The organism is Kitasatospora sp. GP30, from assembly GCF_029892145.1.
Taxonomy (GTDB): domain Bacteria; phylum Actinomycetota; class Actinomycetes; order Streptomycetales; family Streptomycetaceae; genus Kitasatospora; species Kitasatospora acidiphila.
The window spans coordinates 1-22,639 of record NZ_JARZAH010000008.1; the positions used below are offsets into that span (position 1 = coordinate 1).

Consider the following 22,639-nt stretch of genomic DNA (forward strand, 5'->3'; position numbering starts at 1 on the left):
GGACCCTGTGGGAGAGTAGGACGCCGCCGAACAATTCTTCAGAAGAAGCCCCCACCGGGGCTGTGTTTAATCAAACACAGCGGTGGGGGCTTCTTCGCGTTTCCGGTCAGTTGTCAGGCGGAGTGCTGGTGATCACCGAGAAGACCGCCCCGTGCGGATCGGTGAGCTGCACGAACCGCCCGACTCCGGGTTCGTCGATCACCTCACCGCGCTGCCCGCCGCCCAGCTCGACCGCCTTGGCGCGGGTCGCCTCCACATCGGTCACCTCGAAGTACGGCAGCCAGTAGGACCCGGTGTGCACGGCCTTGTCCACGGGGATCAGGGTGGCGATACCGCCCTGGCTGGCATCCAGACCACCGCCGGTCGGAGTGATCACGGTGTAGGTGAAATCGCCGAACGGGACGTCCTGCTCAAGCCAGTTGAAGACCTTCCGGTAGAACTCCTTGGCCTGCTCGGGGTCGCTGCTGTGCAACTCCGTCCAGCAGAGGGTGCCGGTGCTGGTCACGGCGTCCAGGCCCCTGGTGGTGCCGGGCTGCCAGACGGCGAAGGCGGCGCCGGTCGGATCGGTGAAGCCGGCCATCCGCCCGGAGGTGAAGACGTCGAACGGGCCGAACCGGACCACACCGCCGGCCTGGGAGACCAGCTTGGCGGTCTGGTCGGCGTCCTCGGTCCGGAAGTAGACCGTCCAGGCCGCTGTGGTGCCCTCCTCGGTCAGCGGTCCGAGGGCGGCCACGGTCTGCCCGCCCAGGCGGAAGAAGCCGTAGCCGCCGGAGTTCGGCCCGGCCGAGGTGAAGGTCCAGCCGAACAACCGGCTGTAGAACTGCTGGGCCGCGTCGGTGTCGGGGCTGCCGAGGTCGATCCAGTTGGGAGCGCCGGGCGCGAAATCGGTGGTCAACATGGTGTCATCCGCTTCAGTCGAATGGGTCTCCACTTGTCATCGTCGGCCTTGGGCGCGGTGGCCACAATCGCGGCCGGTGGTGTCGGCACGGAGCGGTACCGTTCATCACGCACGGCGCTACCGCGGAAGGGCCGCCTAGCACAGGAGGGGTGCGTCGAATGAGCGTGCTGCAGGGCCGGCAGGCGCAGGCCCCGGTACCGCACCAGCTCGCCCAGCTGGAGGGCGTGCTGGAGCGGATCACCTACGCCAACGAGGAGACCGGCTACACGGTCGCCCGCGTCGACACCGGCCGCGGTGCCGCCGAGCTGCTGACCGTGGTCGGTGCCCTGCTCGGCGCCCAGGTCGGCGAGTCGCTGCGGATGCACGGCCGCTGGGGCTCGCATCCGCAGTACGGCCGCCAGTTCACCGTGGAGAACTACACCACCGTGCTGCCTGCCACCGTCCAGGGGATCCAGCGCTATCTGGGATCGGGCCTGATCAAGGGCATCGGGCCGAAGTTCGCCGAGCGGATCGTGGGCCACTTCGGCATCGACACCCTCACGGTGATCGAGGAGCAGCCGTCCCGCCTGATCGAGGTCCCGGGGCTCGGCCCCAAGCGCACCAAGATGATCGCCGCGGCCTGGGAGGAGCAGAAGGCGATCAAGGAGGTGATGGTCTTCCTCCAGGGGGTGGGGGTGTCGACCTCGCTGGCCGTGCGGATCTACAAGAAGTACGGGGACTCCTCGATCGGCGTGGTGAAGAACGAGCCCTACCGGCTGGCGGCCGATGTCTGGGGCATCGGTTTCCTCACCGCCGACCGGATCGCCCAGGCCGTCGGGATCCCGCACGACAGCCCGGAGCGGGTCAAGGCCGGTCTGCAGTACGCGCTGTCGCAGAGCAGCGATCAGGGCCACTGCTACCTCCCGGAGGAGCGGCTGATCGCCGACGGGGTGAAGCTGCTCCAGGTGGATGTCGGCCTGGTGATCGACTGCCTGGGTGAGCTGGTTGCCGAGGAGGGTGTGGTCCGCGAGCTGCTGCCGGGAGATGACGGGGAGTCGGTCAGCGCGATCTACCTGGTGCCGTTCCACCGGGCCGAGGTGTCGCTCTCCAACCAGCTGCTGCGGCTGCTGCGCGCCGATAGGGACCGGATGCCCGGCTTCGGGGATGTGGACTGGGGCAAGGCGCTGTCCTGGCTGGCCGAGCGGACCGGAGCCGAGCTGGCGCCCGAGCAGGAGCAGGCGGTCCGGCTGGCGCTGACCGAGAGGGTCGCGGTGCTGACGGGTGGCCCGGGCTGCGGCAAGTCGTTCACCGTGAAGTCGATCGTCACCCTGGCGCTGGCCAAGAAGGCGAAGGTGCTGCTGGCGGCGCCGACCGGCCGGGCGGCCAAGCGGCTGGCCGAGCTGACGGGCCATCAAGCCGCGACCGTGCACCGGCTGTTGGAGTTGCGGCCGGGTGGCGAGGCGGCCTACGACCGGGACCGTCCGCTGGACGCCGACCTGGTGGTGGTGGACGAGGCGTCGATGCTGGATCTGATCCTGGCGAACAAGCTGGTCAAGGCGGTGGCACCGGGCGCGCACCTGCTGTTCGTGGGCGATGTGGACCAGCTGCCCTCGGTGGGCGCCGGCGAGGTGCTGCGGGACATGCTGGCCGACGGCGGCCCGATCCCGTCGGTGCGGCTGACCAGGATCTTCCGCCAAGCCCAGCAGTCCGGGGTGGTGGTCAACGCGCACCGGATCAACGAGGGCAAGCCGCCGCTCACCGACGGCCTGCCCGACTTCTTCCTGTTCGTGGAGGACGACACCGAGCGCACCGCCGGCCTGGTGGTCGACGTGGTGGCCCGCCGGATCCCGCAGCGCTTCCGGCTGGACGCGCGCCGGGACGTGCAGGTGCTGGCGCCGATGCACCGCGGCCCGGCCGGTGCGGGCAACCTCAACACCCTGCTGCAGGCGGCCGTCACCCCGGGCCGCGAGGGCCTGCCGGAGAAGCGCTTCGGCGGCCGCACCTTCCGGGTCGGCGACAAGGTCACCCAGATCCGAAACAACTACGAGAAGGGTCGCAACGGCGTCTTCAACGGCACTGTAGGCGTGGTCACTTCGCTCAGTGCGGAGGATCAGCGGCTCACCGTGCTGACCGACGAGGACGAGGAGGTGCCGTACGACTTCGACGAACTTGACGAACTGCAGCACGCCTATGCCGTGACCATTCACCGCTCGCAGGGCAGTGAGTATCCGGCGGTGGTGATTCCGGTCACCACCTCGGCCTGGACCATGCTGCAGCGAAATCTGCTGTACACGGCGGTGACGCGGGCCAAGAAGCTGGTGGTCCTGGTCGGCTCGCGCAAGGCGATCGGCCAGGCGGTGCGGACGGTGGGCGCCGGTCGCAGGCATGCGGCGCTTGACCACCGGCTGTCAAGCGAGTGAACAGCTCGAACCCGAATGGGGTACAGGGCCGCGACGGGGGTATCTTGACGTGAAGAAATTGATGGACCAGCCTAGTCGTGCAGTGATCTTGTCCGGTTCGTACCGGCTGGAGCTGCCGAATTTGTAGGGGCCGGCTCTTTTGGGCCACCCCGGGTGCGCGGTCGTCCACCGCATGGGGGAGGGTGGACGGCAGGGCACGCGAAGCGGATTTCTAATCGTCGGTGAGGAATAGCGTGAGCGAGAACAGTCAAAGCGCCGTAGTCCTGAAGTACCAGGGTGGCGAGTACGAGTACCCCGTGGTCGAGAGCACGGCGGGCAACTCTGGGTTCGACATCTCGAAGCTGCTCCCGCAGACCGGCCTGGTCACCCTGGACAACGGCTTCGGCAACACCGCCGCGTACAAGTCCGCCATCACCTTCGTCGACGGTGACAACGGCATCCTCCGCTACCGCGGTTTCCCGATCGAGCAGCTGGCCGACCAGGGCAGCTTCATCGAGACCGCCTACCTGCTGATCAACGGCGAGCTCCCGACCGCCGACCAGCTGGAGACCTTCAGCAGCGACATCACCCAGCACACCCTGCTGCACGAGGACGTCAAGCGCTTCTTCCAGGGCTTCCCCCGGGACGCGCACCCGATGGCGATGCTCTCCTCGGTGGTCGGCGCGCTCTCCACCTTCTACCCGGAGAGCCACAACCCGTTCGACGAGGCCCAGCGGAACCTGTCGACGGTCCGCCTGCTGGCGAAGCTGCCGACCATCGCCGCCTACGCCTACAAGAAGGCGATGGGCCAGCCGTTCGTCTACCCGCGCAACGACCTGGGCTACGTCGAGAACTTCCTGCGGATGACCTTCGCCGTCCCGGCGGAGGAGTACGAGCTCAACCCGGTGATCGTCAACGCGCTGGACAAGCTCCTCATCCTGCACGCCGACCACGAGCAGAACTGCTCCACCTCCACGGTGCGCCTGGTCGGCTCCAGCCACGCCAACATGTTCGCCTCGGTCTCGGCCGGCATCTCGGCGCTCTGGGGCCCGCTGCACGGCGGCGCCAACCAGGCCGTGCTGGAGATGCTGGAGCAGATCCAGAAGGACGGCGGCGACGTCGACGCCTTCATCCGCAAGGTGAAGAACCGCGAGGACGGCGTCAAGCTGATGGGCTTCGGCCACCGCGTGTACAAGGCCTTCGACCCGCGCGCCGCGCTGGTCAAGGGTCTGGCGCACGAGGTGCTCGGCCAGCTCGGCAAGTCGGACGAGCTGCTGGAGATCGCGCTCAAGCTGGAGGAGCACGCGCTCAGCGACGACTTCTTCATCTCCCGCAAGCTGTACCCGAACGTCGACTTCTACACCGGCCTGATCTACCGCGCGATGGGCTTCCCGACCAGCATGTTCACCGTGCTGTTCGCGCTCGGCCGGCTCCCCGGCTGGATCGCCCACTGGCAGGAGATGATCCAGGAGCCGGGCAGCCGGATCGGCCGTCCGCGCCAGATCTACACCGGCACCGCGATCCGCGACTACGTGGCGCTCGACAAGCGCTGACCCGCGGCCGGGGGTCCGCTCCCGCGCCGGAACGCTGAAACCGAAGGGCCCCACTGCCGAGCAGTGGGGCCCTTCGTACGTGCGACGCACGGCGACCGGGCGATGCGGAGACGAGACCGGGAACGGCCGCTCAAAGCGTTCCAGATCCACTCCACTGCCCGGCGCCGTGCGCGAGGACCGTCGTACCACGACAGCCATCCCGGGGCCCGCCGGAGCCCCGACGGCGACCTGGCCGCGGGTACGCGGGCCGGCCCAGGGGGGAGGGTGGCACGCGCACGCCGTTCCGCGGTGGAAGGTCGCACTCACCAAGGTAAGACGTATCAGGCCCGGCAAAGTTACGTCCGGGCGGTGTGAGTTGCCTCTCGCTCCCGCGTGCCACCCGCTCATACCACACGATCCCCGGCGCCGAGCGTCACCCTCCCCGCAGTGACGGCAACCCTGCGTGATAGGAATCGTGTCATTCCGGTATTGACAGGGCGGGAGATTTGCAGATGGCCAGGAATGTTGTCGTCACGGGCGGTGGCACCGGAATCGGCCTGGAGATCGCCCGGCGCTTCGTCGAGGCCGGCGAGCAGGTGGTGATCGTGGGCCGCCGCCGTGCGGTGCTGGATTCGGCCGTGGCGGAGCTCGGCGGCGGCGTCACGCCGCTGGTCTGCGACCTGGCCGACCCGGACGAGGTGGAGGCCGCGCTGCGCGCGCTGCCGACTCGGATCGATGTGCTGGTGAACAACGCGGGCAGCCGGGAGACCGGCTTCGGGGTCGGCCCGCACGCGCTGCTGGCCCGCTGGCGCGGGGACTTCGAGCGCAATGTGCTGACCGCCGTGCTGCTCACCGAGTCGGTCCGGGACCGGCTCACCCCGGGGGAGGGCAGAGTGGTCACCATCAGCTCGATCGCCGCGCTGCGCGGGGCCGGCTCGTTCGGGGCCGCCAAGGCCTCGCTGCACGCCTGGAACCACTTCCTGGCCGCCCAGTTGGGCCCGTCGGGGATCACCGCCAACATCGTCGCCCCCGGCACGGTGGCCGGTACCGAGTTCTTCGGTCCCCGGCTGGACGAGGCCGAGGTGTCCCGCCGGGCCGCCCGCACCCTGCTGGGCCGGATCGGCGAGACCGGCGAGGTGGCCGCGGCCGTGCACTTCCTGGCCTCCCCGGAGGCCGGTTTCATCACCGGCGAGATCCTGCACTGCAACGGCGGCGAGCTCCTCGGACGCTGACGTCCAAGGAGCTCGCGGAAGTTGACGGACCGCCAGGGGCCAAGCCGGCTGGTCGGGCGCCAAGCAGGCCGGCCGGGCGCCGAGCCGGCTGGTCAGCCGCCGAAGCGCCGCAGCCGCAGGCTGTTGCTGACCACGAAGACCGAGGAGAAGGCCATCGTGGCGCCGGCGACCACCGGGTTGAGCAGGCCGGTGGCGGCCAGCGGCAGCGCCGCCACGTTGTAGGCGAAGGCCCAGAACAGGTTGCCCTTGATGGTGGCCAGGGTCCGCCGGGACAGCCGGATCGCGTCGGCAGCCACCCGCAGGTCGCCGCGGACCAGCGTCAGGTCGCCGGCCTCGATCGCCGCGTCCGTCCCGGTGCCCATCGCCAGGCCCAGGTCGGCCTGGGCCAGCGCGGCGGCGTCATTGACCCCGTCGCCGACCATCGCCACCGAGCGGCCCTCGCCCTGCAGCCGCCGGACCTGGGCCACCTTGTCCTCCGGCAGCACCTCGGCGATCACGTCCGCGGCCGGGATGCCCACTTCGGCGGCCACCGCCTCGGCGGCCGCCCGGTGGTCGCCGGTCAGCAGCACCGGGCGCAGGCCCAGCTCGCGCAGCTCGCGCACCGCCTGGGCGCTGGTCGGCTTGACGGTGTCGGCCACCACCAGCACCGCGCGGGCCGCGCCGTCCCAGCCGACCGCGATGGCGGTCCGCCCCGCCGCCTCGGCCTCGGCCTTGGCGGCCGCCAGCTCGGCGCCCAGCGGCTGCGACCAGTCGGCCAGCAGGCGCTCCCGGCCGGCCAGCACCGCGTGGCCGTCCACCACGCCCTGCACACCCAGGCCCGGGATGTTCTCGAAGCCCTCGACACCGGGCAGGGCGCCCAGCCGGTCGGTGGCGGCCGCCGCGATGGCCCGGGCGATCGGGTGCTCGGAGGCGTCCTCCAGCGCGCCGGCCAGCCGCAGCGCCTGCTCCTCGGAGACACCGTCGGCGGTGTGCACGGCGGTCAGCGCCATCTTGCCGGTGGTGACGGTGCCGGTCTTGTCCAGCACGATGGTGTCGACCCGGCGGGTGGTCTCCAGCACCTCGGGGCCCTTGATCAGGATGCCGAGCTGGGCGCCGCGCCCGGTGCCGACCATCAGTGCGGTCGGGGTGGCCAGACCCAGGGCGCACGGGCAGGCGATGATCAGCACGGCGACCGCGGCGGTGAACGCCTCGGTGGGGCTGCCGTCGGCCAGCAGCCAGCCGACCAGGGTGGCCAGCGCGATCAGGATCACCACCGGCACGAAGACCGCGGAGATCCGGTCGGCCAGCCGCTGCGCCGCGGCCTTGCCGTTCTGGGCCTGCTCGACCAGCTGGGCCATCCGGGCGAGCTGGGTGTCGGCGCCGACCCGGCGGGCCTCGACCACCAGGCGGCCGCCCGCGTTGACGGTGGCGCCGGTGACCGGCGCACCGACCGAGACCTCGACGGGGACGGACTCGCCGGTGAGCATCGAGGCGTCCACTGCGGACGCGCCCTCGACCACCACGCCGTCGGTGGCGATCTTCTCGCCCGGGCGGACCACGAACCGGGTGCCGACGGTGAGTTCGGCGACCGGGATCCGCACCTCACGGCCGTCCCGCAGCACCGCGACGTCCTTGGCCCCGAGGTCCAGCAGGGCGTGCAGGGCGGCTCCGGCGCGCCGCTTGGAGCGGGCCTCCAGCCAGCGGCCGAGCAGGATCAGCACGGTGACGGCGGCGGCCGTCTCCAGGTAGAGCGACGATCCGGCGTCGGCGCGGCTGACCGCCAGCGAGAACATGTGCTTCATGCCGGGCCGCCCGGCGTCGCCCCAGAACAGCGCCCAGACCGACCAGCCGAACGCCGCCAGGGTGCCCAGCGAGACCAGGGTGTCCATGGTGGCCGCGCCGTGCCGCAGGTTGGTGCCGGCGGCCCGGTGGAAGGGCCAGCCGCCGTACAGCACCACCGGGCCGGTGAGCGCGAACGCCAGCCACTGCCAGTTGGTGAACTGCAGCGCGGGGACCATGGAGAGCAGGATGACCGGGACGGTGAGCAGCGCGCTGATCGTCAGCCGCTCGCGCAGGGGATCGGGGGCCTCGGTCGGCGCCGGGGTCTGCGGCGAAGGCGTCTGGGCGGCGGGCGGCGCGGGCAGTTCGGCGGTGTAGCCGGTGCGCTCCACGGTGGCGATCAGGTCGGCCACCGTGACGCTGGGGCCGAAGTCGACCCGGGCCTTCTCGGTCGCGAAGTTGACGGTGGCCTCGACGCCGTCCAGCCGGTTGAGCTTCTTCTCGATCCGGGCTGCGCAGGAGGCGCAGGTCATCCCGCCGATCGACAGCTCGACGCGGTCGGTGGCCGCGCTCGGGACGGTGCTGCTGGCGGTGCTCATCGTGCTGCTCTCCCATCGAGGATCAGAGGGTGCGGGGGGCGGCGGGGGCGCGCCCCCCGTCACCGCGGTCAGGCCGCCGGGCCGACCAGTTCGTAGCCCGCCTCGTCGATCGCGGCGCGGACATCGGCCTCGTCCAGCGGCTGCTCGGAGGAGACGGTGACCGTGCCGGCCTTGGCGTCGGCGGCGACGGTGAGCACGCCGGCCAGTGCGGAGAGCTCCTCGGACACCGACTTCTCGCAGTGGCCGCAGCTCATGCCGGTGACGGTGTAGGTGGTGGTGCTGGCCATTGAGAGCCTCCGAGGGTCAGGGGCGCCGGGTGGCGCCGTACCGTGAGAACACCATACCCCCCCTGGGTATTCCATGGGGCGGGATGGACTGCGGTCGGCGTGAGATGATCGCCACAGCAGGGCACTGAGAGTAGTCGCATGTGGACACGGGGTGGTATTGCGCCGCTCCCGGGCGCGTGAAAAGGCCACCTGGTCACAACGCGTGTCCAGGTGGCCTGTGGGGAGCGAGTGAGGTCAGTGCGGTGACGACACCTCGGCGAGGGCGGCGAACAGCAGCGCGGTGGAGGTGGCGCCCGGGTCCTGGTGGTCGATGCTGCGCGGCCCCAGGTAGGAGGCGCGGCCCTTGCGGGCCTCCAGTGGGATGGTGGCCCTGGCCCCCGCCTCGGCGGCCTCGGCGGCCAGCGCACTCGCCTCGCGCAGCGTGAAGCCGTCGAAGGCGGCGCGCTCCAGGGCGGCGACGGCCGGCTCGAAGGCGTCCACCATGGTCTTGTCGCCGACCGCCGCGCCGCCCAGCTTCTGCAGCGCGGTCAGGCCGGTCCGCAGCGCCTGGGCCAGGTCCGTCAGGTCGGCGGTGGGCGCGGGCAGCGCGGTGCCGGCCGCCCGCAGCGCGCTGCCGTAGAGCGGTCCGGAGGCGCCGCCGACCTTGGAGATCAGGGTGGTGCCCGCCCGCGTCAGCACGCTGCCCGGCGGGGCGGCCGGGTCCAACTCGTCCAGCAGCCCGGTGACGGCCGCGAAGCCGCGCCGCAGATTGGTGCCGTGGTCGCCGTCACCGATCGCGGCGTCCAACTCGGTGAGTTCCTGGTGCCGTTGCTCGACGGCCGCGGCCGCGGCGCGCAGCCAGGCGACGGCGAGATCGTGGTCGATGGCGTAGGACATGCTGATGCTCCGTCGGTCTCACAAGGGGGTGTCAGGACCAGTGCAGGGCGGGGGTGGCGACGGGCGCGTCCCAGAGCTCCAGGAGCTGCGGGTCGGCCTTGGTCAGGGTGAGCGAGAAACCGGCCATGTCGAGGCTGGTCACATAGTTGCCGACCAGCCGGCGGGCGATGGTGATGCCGCGCTCGGCGAGGCGGGCGGCCACCTCGCCGTAAACCAGGTAGAGCTCGTGCAGCGGGGTGCCGCCCAGGCCGTTGACCAGGGCGATCACCTGGTCGCCCGAGGCCAGGGTGTGGTCGGCCAGGACGGTCTCCACCACCTCGGCCGCCAGCTCACGGGCCGGGCGCAGCGGCTCCCGGCGGCGGCCCGGTTCGCCGTGGATGCCGACCCCGACCTCGATCTCGTCGCCCGGCAGGTCGAAGCCGGGCTTGCCGGCGGCCGGCACGGTCGCGGCGGTCAGCGCCACCGCGAAGGAGCGGGACGCGGCATTGGCCAGCTCGCCGATCGAGGCCACCTCCGCGGCGCCGGCACCGCGCTCGGCCAGCGCGCCGCAGACCTTCTCCACCACCACGGTGGCGCCGGTGCCGCGCCGCCCGGCGGTGAAGGTGGAGTCCTGCACGGCGACGTCGTCGTCCACCAGCACGGTGCGGACCTCGATGCCCTGTTCGGCGGCGAGATCGGCGGCCAGCGCGAAGTTGAGCACGTCACCGGTGTAGTTCTTCACCACGAAGACCACGCCGGCCCCGCCGTCGACGGCCGAGATCGCGGCCAGCATCTGGTCCGGCACGGGGGAGGTGAACACCTCGCCGGGGCAGGCCGCGTCCAGCATGCCGGGGCCGACGAAGCCGGTGTGCAGCGGCTCGTGGCCGGAACCGCCGCCGGAGATCAACGCCACCTTGCCCGGACGCGGTGCGTCCGCCCGGTGCACCACCCGGGCCGCCCGGTCCACCGCCAACTCGGGGTGTGCGGCGGCGACTCCGGCGAGGGTGTCGTCGAGCACGGACTCGGGCGTGTTGATCAGCTTCTTCATGCGGGACTCCCGGGGTGGCGGTCGGACCGGCTGCCTCGAACCTACGCCACCCCGATGGGATTCCTCAGCCGTTCGTCCAGCCCTGGCGTGGCGATCCGGCTAGGCTCGGGCCATGAGGACCTCGGTGGGAATCGTCCTGGTGTCGCACAGCCCGCAGCTCGGCGCGGGGGTGCGCGAACTGGCCGAGCAACTGGGCGGCGGCGCCGTGGCGGTGGCGGTCGCGGCGGGCACCGAGGACGGCTCCACGGGCACCAGCTACGAGCTGATCGAGGCCGCCGTGCGCGAGGCCGACGGCGGCGCCGGCGTGGTGGTGCTGCCGGATCTGGGCAGCGCCGTGCTGACCGCCCGCACCGTGCTCGCCGACCTTGACCGGCCCGACCAAGTGGTGCTGGTGGACGCCCCGTTCGTGGAGGGCGCGGTGGCGGCCGTGGTGACCGCCTCCACCGGGGCCGCGCTGGCGGAGGTGGCCCAGGCCGCCCGGGAGGCCTGGCAGTCGCACAAGTTCTGACGGCTCATCAGTGGGTGCGGCTCACTTGGCGTCCGCATAGCACTCCACCACGGCGGTGCTCATCGGGAACTGCACCGGGGTCGGCCCGAAGACCAGCCGGCTGGCCTCGGCAGCCGACTCGTTGACCGCCGACACCACCTGCTCGGCCAGCTCGGCGGGGGTGTGCACGATCACCTCGTCATGCTGGAAGAAGACCAGATGCGGATGGTCGGGCAGCTCGGCAAGTCTTCGGCGCAGCGCGGCGATCAGCGCCAGCGCCCAGTCCGCCGCCGAGGCCTGGATGACGAAGTTGCGGGTGAACCGGCCGCGGGCCCGGGCCGACCGCGGCCCCTGCTCGCCCTCGCCGGCCGCCGCCTCGGTGAGGTCCAGCCAGGCGTCCGAGGGCGGCGGGCAGCTGCGCCCCAGCCGGGACCGGACGATGCCGCCCTCCTCGCCGAGGCGGGCCGCCGCCTCCACATAGCCCATCGCGGCGGGATAGCGCTGCCGCAGGATCGCCAGCAGCGGGCCGATGTCCCCGCTGGTCTGCCCGTACATCGCGCCGAGCAGGCCGAGCTTGGCCTTGTCCCGCTCGCCGTGGAACGCGGTGGCGGCCAGCGCCTGGTAGAGATCGCCGCCGGCGGCGCTGCGGGCCAGCGCGGCGTCCTCGGAGAGCGCGGCCAGCACCCGGGGCTCCAACTGTGCGGCATCGGCCACCACCAGCCGCCAGCCCGGATCGGCCACCACCGCACGGCGCAGCAGCCGCGGGATCTGCAGCGCGCCGCCGCCCCGGCTGGCCCAGCGGCCGGAGACCACGCCACCCACCACGTACTCCGGGCGGAACCGGCCGCCGCGCGCCCAGGCGTCCTGCCAGGCCCAGCCGTGCGCCGAGTGGATCCGGGACAGCTCCTTGTAGCGGATCATCAACTCGGCGGCCGGATGGTCGATCCCGCGCAGCTCCCAGACCCGGGTGGAGGAGAGCCGGATGCCCTGGTCGGCGAAGGCCTTCAGCACCTGGGTGTGCGAGTCGGGGTTGAACGGCTTGCTGCCCAGCGCCTGTTGCAGCCGCACCGAGAGCTCGGCCAGCCGGGCCGGCTGGGTGCCGGGAACCGTGGGGCGCGGGCCCAGCAGCTCGGTGAGCATCGCATCGTGCACCTCGGCGCGCCACGGCAGCCCGGCGGCGGCCATCTCGGCGGCGGCCAGCGCACCGGCCGACTCGGCGGCCACCAGCAGCCGGAACCGGGAGCGCTCCGCCGCGTCCTCGAACGCACCGAGGCGGCGCTGCTGTTCGGCATGGACGGCGAGCACGGCGGTGAGCGCGTCGGTGCCCGGCGGCAGCTGCAACCGGTCGGGGGCGAACAGCGAATCCTGCGCCTCGGCGGCGCCGGCCTCCGGCAGATCGTCGGGCACCGGCAAGCCGCGCAGCCGCGCCCAGGCGGCGCCCAGCGAGCGCGGCGCGCCCCAGCGGCCCTCGTGCCCCAGCAGCAGGGGCTCGACCAGCCGCAGATCGTGGCACCGACCCAGCCGGTTGGGCAGCTCGGCCAGCAGCGGGACGTAGGCCGACTCGGCGGCTGCCCAGACCCAGCGCGGCCGCTCGGCCGCCTCCAGCTCGGCCACCGCGGCGGCCAGATCGCGCGCGGTCAGCACCCCGCCGACCGGCTCGCCCTGCTCGGTGAGGCGCTGCAGCCGGCCGCCGCGCCCCTGCTGATCGGGCACCAGGGCGATCCTGGGCGTCATCGGCGGCCTCCTGTTCGGGTCGGTTCCGGGCAATGGATCAGGCATTCCCGACCGTAGCGCGCGGGACTGACAACGTCAGGTGCAATGGCCAGCGCGGAGCCGAGCGCGGCGCGTATGGTCGGCGGAATGACGGACAACCCCTTCCTCGCTCCGAGCGCGCTGCCGTACCAGCTGCCGCCCTTCGCCGAGATCCGGGACGAGCACTACCGGCCCGCGCTCGACCAGGGCATGGCCGCGCAGCTCGCCGAGATCGGCCGGATCACCGGCAACCCCGAGCCGGCGGGCTTCGAGAACACCGTGGTCGCGCTGGAGCGCAGCGGCGCCCTGCTGACCCGGGTGCTGGTGGTCTTCGACAACCAGTCCTCCGCCCACACCAATGACGCCGTGCAGGAACTCGACGCCGAGTACCGGCCGAAGCTGGCCGCCCACGACGACGCGATCCACCTCGACCAGGCGCTCTTCGCCCGGATCGACGAGGTGCACCGCAACCGGGCCGAGCTGGGGCTGGACGCCGAGTCGCTGCGGCTGCTGGAGCGCCTGCACCAGCGGTTCGTCCGGGCCGGTGCCCGGCTGTCGGGTGCCGAGCAGCGGCGGCTGCGCGAACTGAACGCCGAACTGGCCTCCGCCTCCGCCACCTTCCAGCAGCAGCTGCACGCCGCCAACGCGGCCGGCGCGCTGCTGGTGACGGACGCCGAGCAGCTCGCCGGGCTCTCCGAGGGCGAGATCGAGGCCGCCGCCGCCGGCGCCCGCGAGCGCGGCGAGGAGGGCTACGCGCTCACCCTGATGAACTTCACCAACCAGCCGCTGCTGGCCAAGCTCGCCGACCGCGGGCTGCGCCGCCGGCTGCTGGACAGCGCGCTCGCCCGCGGGTTGAGCACCAACGGCCCGCTGGCCGCCCGGATGGCCGCGCTGCGCGCCGAGCGGGCCGCCCTGCTCGGCTACCCCAGCCACGCCGCCTACACGGTGGCCGACCAGACGGCCGGCACGGTGGAGGCCGTCAGCGAGCTGCTGGCCAAGCTGGTGGCGCCCTCGGTGGCCAACGCCGAACGCGAGCTGGCCCGGCTGGCCCAGGCCGCCGAGGCGGACGGGGTGACCGACTTCGGCGCCCACGACGTGGCCTACTACGCCGAGCGGGTGCGCCGGACCGAGTACGAGGTCGACACCGCCGAGCTGCGCCCCTACTACGAGTTGGAGCGGGTGCTGCGCGACGGCGTCTTCCATGCCGCCCAGCTGGCCTATGGGCTGGCCTTCACCGAGCGGCTCGACCTGGCCGGCTACCACCCCGACACCCGGGTCTTCGAGGTGTTCGAGGAGGACGGCACGCCGCTGGGCCTGTTCCTGGCCGACTTCTTCGCCCGCCCGTCCAAGCGCGGCGGCGCCTGGATGGATGAACTGGTCTCGCAGTCCGGCCTGTTGGACCGTCGCGCGGTGGTCTTCAACAACCTGAACATCACCAAGCCCGCACCCGGCCGCCCGGCCCTGCTCAGCCTGGACGAGGTGCGCACCCTGTTCCACGAGTTCGGCCACGCCCTGCACGGCCTGCTCTCGGACGTGCGCTACCCGTCGCTGGCCGGCACCCGGGTGCCGCGTGACTTCGTCGAATTCCCCTCGCAGGTCAACGAGATGTGGTCGACCTGGCCCGAGGTGCAGGCGCGGTACGCCCGGCACTACCAGACCGGCGAGCCGCTGCCGACCGAGCTGCTGGACCGGCTGGAGGAGGCCGAGAACTTCGGCCAGGGCCTGCGGATGGTGGAGGTGCTGGCCGCGACGCTGCTCGACTGGGCCTGGCACACCCGCTCGGCCGACCAGGAGACCGTCCAGGACGTCGAGGAGTTCGAGGCCCGGGTGCTCAAGGAGGCCGGCCTCGCGCTGCCCGCGATGCCGCCGCGCTACCGCACCGGCTACTTCGCCCACCTCTTCGTCGGCGGCTACGGCGCCGGTTACTACTCCTACCTCTGGTCGGAGGTGCTGGACGCGGACACCGTGGAGTGGTTCCAGGGGAACGGCCGGCCGGTGCGGGAGAGCGGTGAGTCGTTCCGCCGCGACCTGCTGAGCCGGGGTGACAGCGTGTCCGCGATGGACGCCTTCCGGGCAGTGCTCGGGCGCGACCCGCAGGTCGGACCGCTGCTGGCGCGCCGGGGGCTGGCGCAGGACTGATCCCCTTCGGCCGCCCTGGCGCTAGCATGACAGGTATGGCCAACTCTCGGGGACGGTAGGTCGGATGGCGGAGCAGTGGACCGCACGGCTCGGCGCCCTCGGGCTGACCTCCGACCAGGAGCGGCTCTACCTCCAGCTGCTGACCGTGGCCGGGCTGAGCGCCGCTCAGCTCGGCCAGGTGCTCGGCATCGGTGCCGAGCGGTCGCTGGCCGCGCTCGGCTCGCTTGCCGAACTCGGGCTGGTGGAACGCCCGATGCCGAACGGCACGCTGTGGAGCGCGGCCGCCCCCGACGTGGCGCTGGAGGAGCTGCTGCTCCGCCGCGAGCTGGAACTGCGCCGCACCCGGGGCCGGATCACCGAGCTGCTGCGCACCTACCGCAAGTCCCGCAGCGGCACCGAGGCCGGTGAACTGGTCGAGGTCATCACCGGCCGGGACTCGATAGCCGAGCTGTGGCGCAGCCTCCAGCTGAGCGTGCGCGGCGAGTTGCGGGTGCTGGACAAGCCGCCCTACATCCGCCGGGCCGATCCGGAGCTCGAACTCGCCGCGCTGGCCCGGGGCGTGCGGATGCGGGTGGTCTACGAGAGCCGGGTGCTGCGGGAGCCGGACCGGCTGGCCGAGATCCGGCTCTTCACCGGCGCCGGCGAGCAGGCCCGGGTGCTGCCCGAACTCCCGCTCAAGCTGGCTCTGGTGGACGACAAGTGGGCGCTGCTGCCGGTCGGCACCGGCACCGAGCTGCAGAACGTTTTACTGGTGCGGCCGTCCTCCCTGCTGGACGCCCTGGCCGGGCTGTTCGAGCTCTACTGGACCAGGGCGATGCGCCTGCCCGCCGCCGACTCGCCGGACCTGCCGCAGGACCGCCACCGCCAGCTGCTCGCCCTGCTGGCGGCCGGGTTGACGGACGAGAGCATCGCCCGGCAGATGGGCGTCTCCACCCGCACGGTGCAGCGCTGGGTGCGGGAGTTGATGGACCGGTTCGGCGCCCGCACCCGGTTCCAGGCCGGCATCCAGGCGGCCCGGGCCGACCTGCTCTAGTCGTCCGACTCGATGACCACGCGGGCGCCGTGCGGCACCCGTACCCGCAGCCGGCCCGGGGTGTGCCGGTCCACCTGAACCCGGTCGCTGCCGGTGACGGTGAGCCGGGCGGTCGGCGGTGCGGCCAGCTCGGTCCAGCCGCCGGTGGCGGTGAACGCGACCGTGTACCGGTCGGCCGCCCAACTCTCCGTGCCCGGCAGCCCGGCCAGCACCGCCGCGTACGGACCGAAGGCCGGGCCGTCGCCGGTGGCCGGCTGCCCGTCGGGGCCGATCGCGCAGTAGCCGCCGCTGCCCCGGCACCAGTACCACATGGTCCAGCCGCTCGCGAAGCCCGCCATGGCGGCGATCTGACGGCGCACCAGCTCGGCGTTGCCCGGAGTGGCCGCGCTCGGCGGCCCCCACTCGCCGACCAGCAGCGGCATCCGGTTGCGGCGCGGATAGTCGGTGATCGCCGCGGTGTAGGCCTCGATGAAGCCGTCGCCCGGGTTCCAGTCGGCGCCGTTCTCCACGGCGGTGTCGTAGAAGTGCGGTGCGTAGCCGAGCCGGGGCTGGCCGGGCCGCGGGTCGGTGAAGCCGGGCAGTTGCGTGGGCACGCCCTCGCCGACCAGCACGGTCGGCTCGACGAAGAGCCAACTGCGCTGGTCCACGGTGCGGATGGCGCCGATCAGCCGCTGGTACATCAACGCCAGTCGGCCCTGCTCCAGTTGGGCCGCCGACGCCGCCAGCACCGCCGGGTCGCTCGGGTCGCCGGACACCGGGCCGAACGGTTCGTTGAACAGGTCGTAGCCCAGCAGCGAGCGGTGGCCGCGTAGTTCACGGGCCAGGCGGGTGTAGAAGTCGGTCTGCCGGCGGCGCAGGTCGGGGTCGTCGTAGAGGTGGCGGAAGGCGGCCTGCACGGCGGGCTGGAAGTAGCCGGCGAACCAGTCGTTCGGATCGGGGACGAACGGCAGCCCGTCGTCCCTGGTCGCCCAGCGCGGAATGCCGCCGTCGCCGCCGACGAACGCGGGGCCGTAGACGTCCTGGTGGAAGTCGACCACGGCCAGCAGGCCGTCCTGGTCCGCCCAGTCCAGCAGCCGCCGCAGCTTGGCGAGTTCGGCGTCGTCGTAGTGGCCCTGGGCGGGCTCCAGCCGGTTCCAGGAGACCGCCACCCGGATCAGGGTGAAGCCGTGCGCGGCGATCGAGCGCAGATCGGCCTCGGTGGTCTCGTCGTACTTGTCGACGTTGAAGCCGCGCGGCTCGACCACCTGGCCGTGCGCGTCGGTGAAGAGCACCCGGCCGTCCGGTGCGGTGGCGGTTCCGGTCGGGAAGTCGGCTGTGGCCCTTGGGGTTTGTGCCTGGGCCAGCGGTGCGCAGCCGAGCAGCGCGGCGGCGGTCAGCAGCAGAGCGGTGGCGGTACGGCGGACGCGCACGGGCACCTCGCAGAGGCAGGCGGTGGTGGCCGTCGATGCTTCCGGAACTGCCCGGCCGGGCGCAAGAGTTGGGACGTCGATCGATTTGGCTGACCGTCACTCCGCCCTGTCGGACGCATCGGTGGCGGCCTCGGCGGCTTCCGGTGCAGGGGCCGGGGGAGTGGGCAGCGGGGCCGCGGCCGCCAGCCGGCCCCAGAGCAGGTCGGCCAGCGCCTGCACCATCCGGGCGCGCGGGCAGGGCTTGTTCTCCAGCCACCAGTCGCCGGCGGCCAGCACCATGCCGGTGATCGCCCGGCCCCAGGCCTCGGAGAGCAGCGGGCCGTCCGGGCCGAGGTCCACCTGCGCGGTCACCGCCCGGGTGATCTCCTCGGCGATCTGCCGCAGCGCCGGGGCGAGCGCCCCGCCCACGCCGTCGGGGTCGCCGGCCTCCGGATGGGTGAGCAGCTGGTAGACCTGCGGCCGGGCCTCGATCCCGGCCAGGTAGGTGTCCAGCACGTGCTCCACCTGCTCGCGCCGCTCCAGCGGTTCGGCCAGGGCAGCCCGGATCGCGGTCAGCAGGCCGACGGTGTGCCGCTCGGTGAGGGCCTGGAAGAGGCCGCTGCGGTCGCCGAAGTGGCGGTAGAGGATCGGCTTGGTGATCCCGGCCTCGGCGGCGATCGCGTTCATGCTGGCGCCCGGTCCGTCCCGGCGGACCACCCGGTCGGCGGCGTTGAGCAGCTGCTCCCTGCGCGGTTCCCCCAGCGCGGTCACCCCGGCCCCTCCCTCGTTCTCGTGTCCCGCACTGCCGCGTCCGGACTCGTTGACAGCCATTACCTATCAGTAGCAGACTCCCTCGATGTTACCCGTGGTAACACCCGGGCGGCGCGATCTTGGGCCCTGATCTCGGGCTCGGACGATCCAACGTGAGTAGTGACGAGGAGTGACTGGCGATGAACGCCTTCTCGATGGCGCTGAGCGAGGACCAGCAGGCCGTTCGCGACTGGCTGCACGGCTTCGCACGCGACGTGATCCGTCCGGCCGCCGCCGAATGGGACGAGCGCGAGGAGACCCCCTGGCCGATCATCCAGGAGGCCGCCAAGGTCGGCATCTACTCGCTGGACTTCTACGCCCAGCAGTACTTCGACCCGTCCGGCCTCGGCATCCCGATCGCCATGGAGGAGCTGTTCTGGGGCGACGCCGGCATCGGCCTGTCCATCGTCGGCACCACCCTGGCCGCCGTCGCCGTGCTCGCCAACGGCACCGAGGAGCAGGTCGGCACCTGGGTCCCGCAGATGTTCGGCACCCCCGACGACGTCAAGGTCGCCGCCTTCTGCTCCTCCGAGCCGGACGCCGGCTCCGACGTCTCCGCGCTGCGCACCCGCGCGGTCTACGACGAGGCCACCGACGAGTGGGTCATCAACGGGACCAAGACCTGGGCCACCAACGGCGGCATCGCCAACGTGCACGTGGTCGTCGCCACCGTGGACCCGGCGCTCGGCGCCCGCGGCCAGGCCTCCTTCGTGGTGCCGCCGGGCACCAAGGGGCTCGCCCAGGGCCAGAAGTTCAAGAAGCACGGCATCCGTGCGTCGCACACCGCCGAGGTCGTCCTCGACGGCGTCCGCCTCCCCGGCCACTGCCTGCTCGGCGGCAAGGAGAAGCTCGACGAGCGGCTGGCCCGGGCCCGGGAGCGCGCGGCCGGCGGCTCGTCGTCGCGCGGCAAGAACGCCGCCATGGCCACCTTCGAGGCCTCCCGGCCCGCCGTCGGCGCCCAGGCCATCGGGATCGCCCGGGCCGCCTACGAGGTCGCGCTCGACTACGCCAAGACCCGGGTGCAGTTCGGCCGCCCGATCATCGACAACCAGGGCGTCGCCTTCACCCTGGCCGACATGCGCACCCGCATCGACGCGGCCCGGCTGCTGGTCTGGCGGGCCTCCTGGATGGCTGCCAACCAGCAGCCGTTCACCGCCGCCGAGGGCTCGATGTCCAAGCTCTACGCCGGCGAGACCGCGAAGTGGGTGACCGCGCAGGCGATGCAGCTGCTCGGCGGCAACGGCTTCACCCGCGAGTACCCGGTGGAGCGGATGCACCGGGACAGCGCGATCTACACGATCTTCGAGGGGACCAGCGAGATCCAGCGGCTGGTGATAGCGCGCAGCATCTCGGGGATGCCGATCCGCTGAGTCCGTGTGCCGGCACGCGGACTCGCCCTGGTGGGCAGTTGCGCCGCCAGGGCGGGTCGGGACCGGGTGCTGCTGCTAGCGCCCCTCGGCGGCGCGGCGCTCGATGGTGCAGTCGGGGCCCGGGTAGAGCAGGCCCTCGTGGCCATCGGAGAACTTGACCAGGTACGGGGGCTCGCCGTTCTGCCCGTGCACCTCGGTGATCTCTCCCTGCCGCTCCTCGATGCCAACGGCTCTGCTGTGGATATGGACGCGGTCGCCAACGTCTGCGCGCATGTCCGGAAACTCCTTGTCTCGGGGTCGGAATCCCTCTTCGGGCATCCCACCAGAGAGTCACTGGACTCACGTCTCACGTTACTCCGCCCGGCCCAGTCCGGGCCCGGTGAGCGGGGACGGCACGACCGGTGAGCGGGAGCGGTACGACCGGCGAGCAGGGGCGGCACGACCGGCGTCAGAACGCGGGCTCGCGCCGCTCCAGGAACGCGGCGAGCCCCTCGCGGACGTCCGGCGCCTCGCGCGAGCGGCGCTCCCAGGGCGCCAGCGCGGCCCGGGCCCCGGCCAGGTCGCCGGCCCCCAGCGCCGCCTTCGCCGCACCGATGGTCTGCGGCGAGCGGCGGGCCAGCAGCCGGGCGAACTCCAGCGCCCGCCCGTCCAACTCAGCTGCCGGATGCACCTCGTCAAGCAGCCCGAACCGCTCGGCCCGCGCCGCGTCCACCAACTCGCCCGAGAACAGCAGGTACTTGGCCCGGGCCGGACCGACCAAGCCGGCCAGCCGGACGGTCGGCACCGCCGGGTAGACGACACCCAACTTGGCCGGGGTGATCCCGAGTCGGGCGTCCTCGGCACCGAACCGCAGGTCGCAGGCGAGCGCCAACTGGCAGCCACCGCCCACGCAGGAGCCGTGCACCACGGCCAGCGTCGGGTGCGGGAAGCGGGCCAGCGCCTGCTCCGCCTCGACGTTGCGCGCGTGGTAGGCGTCGGCGGCGGCCGGATCCCCGTACACGTCGGCGAGTTCGGCGATGTCCGCGCCGGCGCTGAAGGTCCGCTCGGCGCCGGTCACCAACAGGGCCCGCAGGCCCGGACGTTCGGCGAGCCCCGCCAGCACCTCGGGCAGCGCCTGCCACATCCGCAGGGTCACGGCGTTGCGGCGCTTCGGACGGTCGAGCAGCAGCACGGCGACGCCGTCCTCGCCGTGGAACACCCGCAGGCCCGCGACCGGGCCGGGGAGTTCGGCACGATCGGCGATCAGGGTCGTCTGGTCGGTCATGGGCCCACTCTCCCAGGTCGCGGGCACGGCACCGGCGGCGGGCACGGGTGCCCCCGGCAGCGGTAGCGTCGGCCCGTCCGCATTCCAGCCCATCGGAGACGCCCCATGGATCAGGACCGACTGCTGCCCCGCGACGCCTGGCTCGCCTCGCTGCCCCGCTCCTACACCGCTGCCGCCGCCCTGCTGACCGACGAGGCCGGCCGGGTGCTGGTGGTCAAGCCCAACTACCGCCCCGGCTGGCAGTTCGCGGGCGGTGTCATCGACCTCGGCGAGGACGCGGCCCAGTGCGCCCGGCGTGAACTCCTGGAGGAGACCGGCCTGGACCGGGAGGTCGGTCCCCTGCTGGTGGTGGCCTGGACCCACCCGTCCGAGCAGCTCCCGCACCCCTCGGTGCACTTCGTCTTCGACGCCGGCTCGGTGCCGGTCGGCACCGAGATCGCACTGCAGGCCGCCGAGCTGGAGGAGTACCGCTGGGCCCCGGTGGCGGAGGCGTACGAGCTGCTCGGCCCGGCCCGCGAGTCCCGGCTGCGTGCCGCACTGGGCGCACGGGAGGACGGTGTGGTCCGGGTGATCGCGGGCACGGTGTCCGGGATCTGAGCCGCTACCGGCCGGAGAGCCGATGGCATGCGGAGGGTGAGGAGCAACTGCGAGCAAACCGGACAACATTCACGGTGAGTGAGTGTGACAAATCTTCAGTTCCTTCGCATGCCCATCACACTCTTGACAGGATCTGACGGAGCCGGGTGAATAGTCATCGCTCCGGATGACGAAAGAACTGCGCAGTGCCAACAACGCAGGTCGACGGCCTTACGACGGGGCATCGGGACCGTGGAGGGGGCGGCCTCGGTGCCCCGCCGCAAGGCCGTGGGCCGAGATCGCCGTTGCCCGTTTACAACATCACCGCACATACGGTGGGATGACAGGAGATCAGAACCGGTCGGAAACGGACGACGGATGGTGGGCATGGGGGAGATCGAGGTCTGGCGCATCGCGGTGACGCCGGCCAACAGCGCGGCGGCCGCATCGCTCGCGCCGCGAGTGCTCGACGCCGCCGAGCAGCGCAAGGCCGCCGCCTTCCGCCGCCCGGCGGACCAGGACCTCTACCGGATCGCCCACGTCGCGCTGCGCACCCTGCTCGCCGACCGCCTCCACCGCCCCGCCGCCGAACTGCGCTTCCGCCAGGCCGCCTGCCCCGGCTGCGGCAAGCCGCACGGCCGTCCCGAGGTGATCTCGGACGAGCCGTTGGAGTTCTCCCTCTCGCACACCACCGGTCTCGCCCTGATCGCGCTGGCCCCCGACACCGTGGGTCTGGACGTCGAGCGGCTCGCGGCCTTCGGCGCCGCCACCGCCACCGACATCGCCGGCCAGCTGCACCCCGCCGAGCAGGCCGAACTCGCCGCCGTCGCCGCCGACCTGCGACCGGCCGCCACCCTGCGCTGCTGGGTCCGCAAGGAGGCCTACCTCAAGGGCACCGGCATGGGCCTGGGGGCCGGCGCCGCCGCCGACTACGTGGGCCTCGGCCCCGGCTACCCCGCCCACCCCGCGACCCCGCCGCCCGGCTGGGCCATCCAGTCCGTCCCGGTCCCCGACGCCTACGACGCCGCGATCGCGCTGCGCACCGACGCCCCCGCCCCGCTGCCCCTCACCGTCCGCGACCTCGACCTCGACCTCGACCCCGGCCTTGACCCCGGCCTTGACCTGGGGATCGGCCCCGGGATCGGCTGAGAAGGCGGGACAGCGTACCCGGGATCCGGCCGGGGGCGACGGCAGTCGTCCCCGAGTTCGGCATTCGAAGATTTGCGCCTTAGT

At 72.5% G+C, this 22,639-nt stretch carries 19 protein-coding genes; 9 read left to right on the forward strand and 10 right to left on the reverse strand.

From position 1 onward, the window contains the following. Window positions 1-106 precede the first annotated feature (106 nt). Window positions 107-898 (reverse strand): VOC family protein, encoded by a 792-nt coding sequence (locus P3T35_RS14535; RefSeq protein WP_101382487.1) that lies wholly within the window; start codon window positions 896-898, stop codon window positions 107-109. A gap of 158 nt (window positions 899-1,056) precedes the next feature. Here P3T35_RS14535 and P3T35_RS14540 point away from each other — a divergent pair, with 158 nt between their 5' ends. From P3T35_RS14540 to P3T35_RS14550, 3 genes are all read left to right on the forward strand, one after another. Continuing rightward, window positions 1,057-3,297 carry an ATP-dependent RecD-like DNA helicase gene (locus P3T35_RS14540; RefSeq protein ID WP_101382488.1) on the forward strand — a complete coding sequence of 747 codons (2,241 nt, stop codon included), beginning with the start codon at window positions 1,057-1,059 and terminating at the stop codon, window positions 3,295-3,297. Window positions 3,298-3,530: 233 nt separating this feature from the next. Further along, window positions 3,531-4,829: a citrate synthase gene (locus P3T35_RS14545; RefSeq protein WP_101382489.1), complete on the forward strand. Its 1,299-nt coding sequence runs from the start codon at window positions 3,531-3,533 to the stop codon at window positions 4,827-4,829. A 491-nt stretch (window positions 4,830-5,320) separates the two neighbouring features. After that, complete coding sequence (locus tag P3T35_RS14550; protein ID WP_101382490.1) at window positions 5,321-6,040, forward strand: SDR family oxidoreductase; 720 nt, start codon at window positions 5,321-5,323, stop codon at window positions 6,038-6,040. 92 nt (window positions 6,041-6,132) lie between these two features. Here the strand turns inward: P3T35_RS14550 and P3T35_RS14555 are convergent, their stop codons facing one another. From P3T35_RS14555 to dhaK, 4 genes are all read right to left on the reverse strand, one after another. Next, the gene (locus P3T35_RS14555) at window positions 6,133-8,397 is read right to left on the reverse strand and encodes a heavy metal translocating P-type ATPase (RefSeq protein ID WP_101382491.1); all 2,265 of its coding nucleotides are present in this window, start codon (window positions 8,395-8,397) and stop codon (window positions 6,133-6,135) included. A 68-nt stretch (window positions 8,398-8,465) separates the two neighbouring features. Beyond that, window positions 8,466-8,684 carry a cation transporter gene (locus P3T35_RS14560; protein ID WP_141633866.1) on the reverse strand — a complete coding sequence of 73 codons (219 nt, stop codon included), beginning with the start codon at window positions 8,682-8,684 and terminating at the stop codon, window positions 8,466-8,468. Window positions 8,685-8,918: 234 nt separating this feature from the next. Beyond that, a complete protein-coding gene (dhaL, locus tag P3T35_RS14565) occupies window positions 8,919-9,560 on the reverse strand; it encodes a dihydroxyacetone kinase subunit DhaL (protein ID WP_180356598.1) in 642 nt (213 codons plus the stop codon). 31 nt (window positions 9,561-9,591) lie between these two features. Next, complete coding sequence (gene dhaK, locus P3T35_RS14570) at window positions 9,592-10,587, reverse strand: dihydroxyacetone kinase subunit DhaK (RefSeq protein WP_101382493.1); 996 nt, start codon at window positions 10,585-10,587, stop codon at window positions 9,592-9,594. A 112-nt stretch (window positions 10,588-10,699) separates the two neighbouring features. On the opposite strand from dhaK, the gene dhaM reads away from it, so the two are divergent. Continuing rightward, entirely contained in the window at window positions 10,700-11,095 is a 396-nt protein-coding gene (dhaM, locus tag P3T35_RS14575; protein ID WP_101382494.1) for a dihydroxyacetone kinase phosphoryl donor subunit DhaM, read from the forward strand. A gap of 21 nt (window positions 11,096-11,116) precedes the next feature. Here the strand turns inward: dhaM and P3T35_RS14580 are convergent, their stop codons facing one another. After that, window positions 11,117-12,808, reverse strand: coding sequence for a bifunctional 3'-5' exonuclease/DNA polymerase (locus P3T35_RS14580; protein WP_180356599.1), 1,692 nt, complete (start codon window positions 12,806-12,808; stop codon window positions 11,117-11,119). Window positions 12,809-12,934: 126 nt separating this feature from the next. Here P3T35_RS14580 and P3T35_RS14585 point away from each other — a divergent pair, with 126 nt between their 5' ends. Both P3T35_RS14585 and P3T35_RS14590 read left to right on the forward strand, forming a co-directional pair. Further along, complete coding sequence (locus P3T35_RS14585; protein ID WP_101385311.1) at window positions 12,935-14,965, forward strand: M3 family metallopeptidase; 2,031 nt, start codon at window positions 12,935-12,937, stop codon at window positions 14,963-14,965. Window positions 14,966-15,029: 64 nt separating this feature from the next. After that, window positions 15,030-15,998 (forward strand): LuxR C-terminal-related transcriptional regulator, encoded by a 969-nt coding sequence (locus tag P3T35_RS14590; RefSeq protein WP_101382496.1) that lies wholly within the window; start codon window positions 15,030-15,032, stop codon window positions 15,996-15,998. On the opposite strand, the gene P3T35_RS14595 is transcribed toward P3T35_RS14590, so the two are convergent. Next, complete coding sequence (locus P3T35_RS14595; protein ID WP_101385312.1) at window positions 15,995-17,407, reverse strand: cellulase family glycosylhydrolase; 1,413 nt, start codon at window positions 17,405-17,407, stop codon at window positions 15,995-15,997. The two genes, P3T35_RS14590 and P3T35_RS14595, sit on opposite strands and share 4 nt — an antisense overlap. A 96-nt stretch (window positions 17,408-17,503) precedes the next feature. Further along, window positions 17,504-18,157 (reverse strand): TetR family transcriptional regulator, encoded by a 654-nt coding sequence (locus tag P3T35_RS14600; protein ID WP_280706220.1) that lies wholly within the window; start codon window positions 18,155-18,157, stop codon window positions 17,504-17,506. 179 nt (window positions 18,158-18,336) lie between these two features. On the opposite strand from P3T35_RS14600, the gene P3T35_RS14605 reads away from it, so the two are divergent. Next, entirely contained in the window at window positions 18,337-19,566 is a 1,230-nt protein-coding gene (locus tag P3T35_RS14605; protein ID WP_101382498.1) for an acyl-CoA dehydrogenase family protein, read from the forward strand. A gap of 75 nt (window positions 19,567-19,641) precedes the next feature. On the opposite strand, the gene P3T35_RS14610 is transcribed toward P3T35_RS14605, so the two are convergent. Continuing rightward, window positions 19,642-19,839: a DUF1918 domain-containing protein gene (locus P3T35_RS14610; RefSeq protein WP_101382499.1), complete on the reverse strand. Its 198-nt coding sequence runs from the start codon at window positions 19,837-19,839 to the stop codon at window positions 19,642-19,644. 175 nt (window positions 19,840-20,014) lie between these two features. Further along, window positions 20,015-20,830 carry an enoyl-CoA hydratase/isomerase family protein gene (locus P3T35_RS14615; protein WP_101382500.1) on the reverse strand — a complete coding sequence of 272 codons (816 nt, stop codon included), beginning with the start codon at window positions 20,828-20,830 and terminating at the stop codon, window positions 20,015-20,017. 105 nt (window positions 20,831-20,935) lie between these two features. On the opposite strand from P3T35_RS14615, the gene P3T35_RS14620 reads away from it, so the two are divergent. Together P3T35_RS14620 and P3T35_RS14625 are read left to right on the forward strand one after the other, a co-directional pair. Beyond that, window positions 20,936-21,427, forward strand: a complete 492-nt coding sequence (locus tag P3T35_RS14620) for an NUDIX hydrolase (protein ID WP_101382501.1) — start codon at window positions 20,936-20,938, stop codon at window positions 21,425-21,427. A 366-nt stretch (window positions 21,428-21,793) separates the two neighbouring features. Then, window positions 21,794-22,555 (forward strand): 4'-phosphopantetheinyl transferase superfamily protein, encoded by a 762-nt coding sequence (locus P3T35_RS14625; protein ID WP_101385313.1) that lies wholly within the window; start codon window positions 21,794-21,796, stop codon window positions 22,553-22,555. Window positions 22,556-22,639 lie beyond the last annotated feature (84 nt).

Bases quoted from the DNA above. Each gene is read 5' to 3' on its own strand.
- P3T35_RS14550 (WP_101382490.1), top strand. From the start codon at position 5,321: ATGGCCAGGAATGTTGTCGTCACGGGCGGTGGCACCGGAATCGGCCTG.
- P3T35_RS14625 (WP_101385313.1), top strand. From the start codon at position 21,794: ATGGGGGAGATCGAGGTCTGGCGCATCGCGGTGACGCCGGCCAACAGC.
- P3T35_RS14610 (WP_101382499.1), bottom strand. From the start codon at position 19,839: ATGCGCGCAGACGTTGGCGACCGCGTCCATATCCACAGCAGAGCCGTT.
- dhaM (WP_101382494.1), top strand. From the start codon at position 10,700: ATGAGGACCTCGGTGGGAATCGTCCTGGTGTCGCACAGCCCGCAGCTC.
- P3T35_RS14560 (WP_141633866.1), bottom strand. From the start codon at position 8,684: ATGGCCAGCACCACCACCTACACCGTCACCGGCATGAGCTGCGGCCAC.
- P3T35_RS14615 (WP_101382500.1), bottom strand. From the start codon at position 20,830: ATGACCGACCAGACGACCCTGATCGCCGATCGTGCCGAACTCCCCGGC.
- dhaL (WP_180356598.1), bottom strand. From the start codon at position 9,560: ATGTCCTACGCCATCGACCACGATCTCGCCGTCGCCTGGCTGCGCGCC.
- P3T35_RS14555 (WP_101382491.1), bottom strand. From the start codon at position 8,397: ATGAGCACCGCCAGCAGCACCGTCCCGAGCGCGGCCACCGACCGCGTC.
- P3T35_RS14585 (WP_101385311.1), top strand. From the start codon at position 12,935: ATGACGGACAACCCCTTCCTCGCTCCGAGCGCGCTGCCGTACCAGCTG.
- P3T35_RS14590 (WP_101382496.1), top strand. From the start codon at position 15,030: ATGGCGGAGCAGTGGACCGCACGGCTCGGCGCCCTCGGGCTGACCTCC.
- P3T35_RS14605 (WP_101382498.1), top strand. From the start codon at position 18,337: ATGAACGCCTTCTCGATGGCGCTGAGCGAGGACCAGCAGGCCGTTCGC.
- dhaK (WP_101382493.1), bottom strand. From the start codon at position 10,587: ATGAAGAAGCTGATCAACACGCCCGAGTCCGTGCTCGACGACACCCTC.
- P3T35_RS14580 (WP_180356599.1), bottom strand. From the start codon at position 12,808: ATGACGCCCAGGATCGCCCTGGTGCCCGATCAGCAGGGGCGCGGCGGC.
- P3T35_RS14540 (WP_101382488.1), top strand. From the start codon at position 1,057: ATGAGCGTGCTGCAGGGCCGGCAGGCGCAGGCCCCGGTACCGCACCAG.
- P3T35_RS14535 (WP_101382487.1), bottom strand. From the start codon at position 898: ATGTTGACCACCGATTTCGCGCCCGGCGCTCCCAACTGGATCGACCTC.
- P3T35_RS14620 (WP_101382501.1), top strand. From the start codon at position 20,936: ATGGATCAGGACCGACTGCTGCCCCGCGACGCCTGGCTCGCCTCGCTG.